The sequence below is a fragment of the Herbaspirillum sp. B65 genome, assembly GCF_000333555.1.
Taxonomy (GTDB): domain Bacteria; phylum Pseudomonadota; class Gammaproteobacteria; order Burkholderiales; family Burkholderiaceae_D; genus Herbaspirillum; species Herbaspirillum rubrisubalbicans.
Genome location: NZ_BADI01000362.1, coordinates 1 through 4,841, shown reverse-complemented (window position 1 = coordinate 4,841; position 4,841 = coordinate 1). Strand labels below are relative to the sequence as shown.

The following is a 4,841-nucleotide window of genomic DNA, read 5'->3' as shown; positions in this document are numbered from 1 at the left end:
ATTCCGGCACCGCCCCACTGCTCCGGCACGCACATGCCCATCGCGCCCAATGCGGCCAGTTCCTTCAAGGCCTCGGCAGGAAAGGTGTGATTTTTGTCCCAGTCCGCGGCAAAAGGTAACAGGCGTTCCTGGGCAAACTGACGCATGGCATCACGAATCATCTCGTGCTCAGGGCTCAACAACATGTCCATCTCTTTCTCCCTACAAACGGCATTCGACCGTCACGACAGCGCCAGGGCGATGGCAGTCGCTTCACCGCCACCGATGCACAGACTGGCGATGCCGGTCTTGAGCCCGCGCGCCTTGAGCGCGCCCAACAAGCTCACGATGATGCGCGCCCCGGAGGCACCGATAGGGTGTCCTAGTGCACAGGCACCACCATGGACATTGATCTTCTCCATGTCGATGCCCAGTTCCCGGCTGGCCGCCATGGGGACTACCGCAAACGCCTCGTTGATTTCGAACAGGTCGGTGCTGGCGGCATCCAGCCCGGTCTTGGCGAATATCTTGCGCAGCACGCCGATGGGTGCGGTGGGGAATTTCTCGGGCGCACCCGCATACGAGGCATGGCCCAGGATCCTGGCCAGGGGCGTCAGGCCCTGCCTCAGAGCTTCCGATTCGCGCATCAACACCAGGGCCGCCGCGCCGTCAGAGATGGAAGAGGAATTGGCCGCAGTGACGGTGCCATCGCCACGGAAAGCTGGCTTGAGCGTAGCGATGCGCTCCAGGTTCACCGCCATCGGTCCCTCATCTTGAGCGATCACGACGCTGCCCTTCTTTCCCGCTACCTCGACCGCAAACACTTCCCAGTCGAAACCGCCGCTGCTGATCGCCTGGCGCGCGCGCAAGGTGGACTGCACCGCGTAGGCATCCTGCTGGTCGCGGGTGAAGCCGAAGTCGCTGGCGCAATCCTCGGCGAAGGTTCCCATCAGGCGGCCGCGATACTGGTCCGAATAGGCGTCTTCCAGTCCATCGAGGAACATGTGATCCAGCAACCTGTCATGCCCCAGCCGGTAACCGCGTCTCGCCTTGGGCAGCAGATAGGGGGCATTGGACATCGACTCCATGCCGCCAGCCACCACCAGCGACGCCGACCCGGCCAGGATGCTGTCATGCGCCAGCATGACGGCCTGCATGGCCGAGCCGCAGACCTTGTTCAAGGTGGCGCAGGCGACCGACTGCGGCAAGCCGGCACGCAAGGCGGCCTGGCGTGCCGGGGACTGGCCCAGGCCAGCCTGCAGCACGCAGCCCATCCATACCTGTTCGATCTGCGCGATCTGCTGTGCAGATAAGCGGGCCCGTTGCAGGGCCGCCGCTATCGCCAGCGCCCCCAGGTGGGGCGCCGGCAGATCAGCCAGTGCCCCCTGAAAGCTGCCCATCACGGTACGGGCGGCCGACACAATCACCACCGGGTCTGCGGACATGGTTTTCCTCTTGGTAACTTCATTCATATTCACGCGTCTTGTTCGTTGACGACTCTCCCTGGATACCGCTACTTGGCGCTCATGCGAAGTGCGCCATCCATGCGGATGACCTCGCCGTTCATATAGCGGTTTTCCAGGATATACATGACCAGGCTGGCGAATTCGGACGGCTTGCCCAGCCGAGGCGGGAAAGGTACGTTGCGGCTCAGGGACTCGCGCACCTCCTCGGGCATTCCCAGCATCATGGGCGTTTCGATGATGCCGGGCGCAATCGTCATGACACGTATGCCATGACGCGCCAGCTCGCGTGCCATCGGCAAGGTCATCGACACCACCCCACCCTTGGAGGCGGCATAGGCCACCTGCCCCATCTGCCCTTCAAAGGCAGCAATCGAGGCCGTGTTGATGATGACGCCACGCTCGCCCTCTGCGTCGGCCTGGCCGGCGCTGATGTGCTGCGCCGCCAGGCGCGCCATGTTGAACGAGCCCACCAGGTTGATGTTGATGGCACGCATGAAGCTGTCCAATCGATGCACGCCATTCTTGCCCAGCAGCTTTTCGCCCGGCGCAATGCCGGCGCAATTGACCAGGCCGACCACCGGCCCCATGGCGCCGGCGATCTCAAAGACCTCCTGCGCGCTGGCCTCGCTGGTGACATCAGTCAAGACGAATCTGGCGTGGGCGCCGAGCGTGGCCTGCATCTTTTCACCAGCCACCGGGTTGACGTCAGCCAGCACCACCTGCGCGCCGGCTCTGATGAGCTGCTCGGCAGTGGCCGCACCCAACCCGGAAGCCGCGCCGGTGACGACATAGACACCTTGTTTGATAGCCATTGTTCCTCCTCGATTATTCTGGATTGCATCGAACGCGATCAACGCGTTTCAGGGCTGCTCGGCCCGCCGGTCCGCTTCCATCTTGCGCAGCACGAAACGCTGCAGCTTGCCGCTGGGCGTCTTGGGCAGGGCATCGACAAACTCGATGGCGCGAGGATAGGCATGAGCGGAAAGACGCCGTTTGACATGTTGCGCCAATTGCTCCGCCAATTCGTCACTGGCCTTGAACTTGTCCGAGAGCACCACGAAGGCCTTGACGATCTCGGTGCGCTCCGGGTCGGGCAAGCCGATGACGGCCACATCGGCCACCGCAGGATGCTCCAGCAGCGCGCTTTCGACATCGAAGGGCCCGATCCGGTAGCCAGCCGAGGTAATGACGTCGTCGGAGCGACCGATGAAGCTGATGCTACCGTTTTTCTCCAGCTCGACGTTGTCGCCGGTGGCGTAATAACCGCCGGCGATGGCAGGCGTCTCCTGCTTCCAGTAACCGCAAAACCAGAACAGCGGCGAGCGCGCAATGTCGATGGCCAGTTCGCCGGGCTGGTTGGCACCGAGTTCCTGCAGATTATCGTCCAGCACCACCACCCGATAGCCTGGCATGGCAAAGCCGGCCGACCCTGGCACGACCTCATGCTGCAAGGCGTGGTGGTTGTTGACCACCATGCCCAGTTCGGTCTGTCCGTAATGGTCATGGATGGGGACATCCAGGGCGCTGGCGAACCAGCGCACCACCTCGGCATTCAAGGGTTCGCCGGCACTGCTGACGGCGCGCAGCTGGCCCTTGACGCTGGCGGCCGCTTGTTCGCCGGCGGCCATCATCATGCGATAGGCGGTGGGAGCACCGGCCAGGCTGGTGATGCCCAGGCGGCGGATGAGCTCGTAGCTCCCCTGGACGGTGAATGCGGCTTCGTTGAAGGTAATGCCCTGCCCGATGGCCAAGGGGCCGATGATGGCGTAATAGAGACCATAGGCCCAGCCCGGATCGGCCATGTTCCAGAATTTGTCCTGCGGCAATAAACCTACTGCCTGGCGCATGTAGACCGCGAACGCCTGCAAGGCCGACAGCGGCACCGGCACGCCCTTGGCCGCACCTGTGGTGCCGGAGGTGGACATCATGAACATCAGGTCGCTACCGCTTCGCATGACCGGCGCGAAGTCATCGGACTGGGCGTCCACGGCCGCGCGAAAATCGATATCACCAGCGCGCAAGGGGTCGCTGCTCTCCCTGACCGTGCAGACTTGCGGACAATGGGCAATCTCATCGAGCTTGGCCCGGTTGGCCACATTGGTGACGATCAGGCGAGCCCCGCTCAGCGCCAGCCGATGCTCGATCGCCTTGGGCCCGAAGGCCGTAAACAGCGGCTGGTAGACCGCACCGGCGCGCAGCGTACCGAGCACCGTGGCCAATAGTTCCGGCGTGCGCGGCAGCATTCCGGCCACGATCTGGCCCGGTTGTATGCCTTGCTGCTTGAGCAGATTGGCCACCCGCGAGGCCATCGAACGGATCTGGGCAAAGCTGTATGGATGATGCTGGCCATGTATGGAGACAAAATCCAGGGCGATCTTATCGCCCTGGATATGCCGGTCGCAACACTCGACACAGGCGTTGATGCCGGTCTCGAAGTCTCCTTGGAACTGCTCTCGCAGCGCTTCGATACGAAATGCTGCATAGACGTCGGCATAGTCCGGCTTGCGCGGCACGGGGATAGGGGCAGGCATGGTGTCGTCTCCACTTTGTATTTTTTGCGCTTACACTGGTAACTTCGGTGACTTCGCTGTGTATGGCAATAGATACTAGGCGGGCAGAACATTGCAAGCAATGACAAATACCTGCTGATTCCTTGATCGGATTTACCATGTTGAAAAAGGCCAGCGACACGCCTTCCATCCCTTTCGCTTTCGTTGAAGATGCCCTGGGTTGCCTGCTCAGGCAGGGATACGAGACGGCACCGGTGCTCCAGCAAGCCGGGCTGGCCAGCAATGAAGATGAGCTCGGCCCCGTCACCGCCGAGCAATATGGGGCGTTGTGGCTGGCGATTGCGCGCATCACGGACGATGAATTCTTCGGCCTGTCGGCCCGTCCCATGCGCCAGGGCAGCTTCACCTTGCTCTGCCATGCCGTGCTGCATTCGCAGTCGCTGGGTCAGGCCTTGCGCCGGGCATTGCGCTTCCTGCGCATCGTGCTCGATGAGCCCTATGGCGAACTGCACGTCGAGGACGGCAAGGCGCACATCATCCTGATCAAGAACAGATCGCCCTATCCTGCCTTCGCCTATCGGACGTTTCTGCTACTGCTGCTGGGACTGGCCTGCTGGCTGGTGGGCCGGCGCATTCCCTTGCAACGCATCGACTTTTCTTGCGCGCTGCCGGAAGGACGGCCGGATTACCTGGAATTCTTCGGGGTGCCCGTCAACTTCAACAAGCCGCGCTGCTGCCTGAGCTTCGATGCCGTCTACCTGGACTTCNCGGTAATTCGCTCCGACATCGCCCTGAAGCCCTTCCTGCGCGATGTCCGGGCCACCTGTTGGTGCGCTATCGTCACGACACCCGAAGGGTGACCCGGCTGCGCGACTGCCTGAAACAA

At 62.5% G+C, this 4,841-nt stretch carries 4 protein-coding genes and 1 pseudogene; 1 reads left to right on the top strand and 4 read right to left on the bottom strand.

Features of this window, described 5'->3' with window-relative positions:
• The 4 genes from I5W_RS08880 to I5W_RS08865 form a co-directional block, all read right to left on the bottom strand.
• Nucleotides 1–185: acyl-CoA dehydrogenase family protein (locus I5W_RS08880; protein ID WP_148289069.1), on the bottom strand; the 185-nt coding region annotated here is incomplete at its 3' end.
• Between the two features lie 36 nt (nucleotides 186–221).
• Nucleotides 222–1,424, bottom strand: coding sequence for an acetyl-CoA C-acyltransferase (locus I5W_RS08875; protein WP_044528953.1), 1,203 nt, complete (start codon nucleotides 1,422–1,424; stop codon nucleotides 222–224).
• Nucleotides 1,425–1,492: 68 nt separating this feature from the next.
• Nucleotides 1,493–2,257, bottom strand: a complete 765-nt coding sequence (locus I5W_RS08870) for an SDR family NAD(P)-dependent oxidoreductase (protein WP_044528952.1) — start codon at nucleotides 2,255–2,257, stop codon at nucleotides 1,493–1,495.
• A 48-nt stretch (nucleotides 2,258–2,305) separates the two neighbouring features.
• Nucleotides 2,306–3,976, bottom strand: coding sequence for an AMP-binding protein (locus I5W_RS08865; protein ID WP_044528951.1), 1,671 nt, complete (start codon nucleotides 3,974–3,976; stop codon nucleotides 2,306–2,308).
• Between the two features lie 137 nt (nucleotides 3,977–4,113).
• Here I5W_RS08865 and I5W_RS08860 point away from each other — a divergent pair.
• A pseudogene (locus I5W_RS08860) lies at nucleotides 4,114–4,841 on the top strand (AraC family transcriptional regulator); the annotation flags it as partial.

Excerpts from the sequence above, each read along its gene's own strand:
- I5W_RS08870 (WP_044528952.1), bottom strand. The coding sequence starts at position 2,257 with ATGGCTATCAAACAAGGTGTCTATGTCGTCACCGGCGCGGCTTCCGGG.
- I5W_RS08875 (WP_044528953.1), bottom strand. The coding sequence starts at position 1,424 with ATGTCCGCAGACCCGGTGGTGATTGTGTCGGCCGCCCGTACCGTGATG.
- I5W_RS08865 (WP_044528951.1), bottom strand. The coding sequence starts at position 3,976 with ATGCCTGCCCCTATCCCCGTGCCGCGCAAGCCGGACTATGCCGACGTC.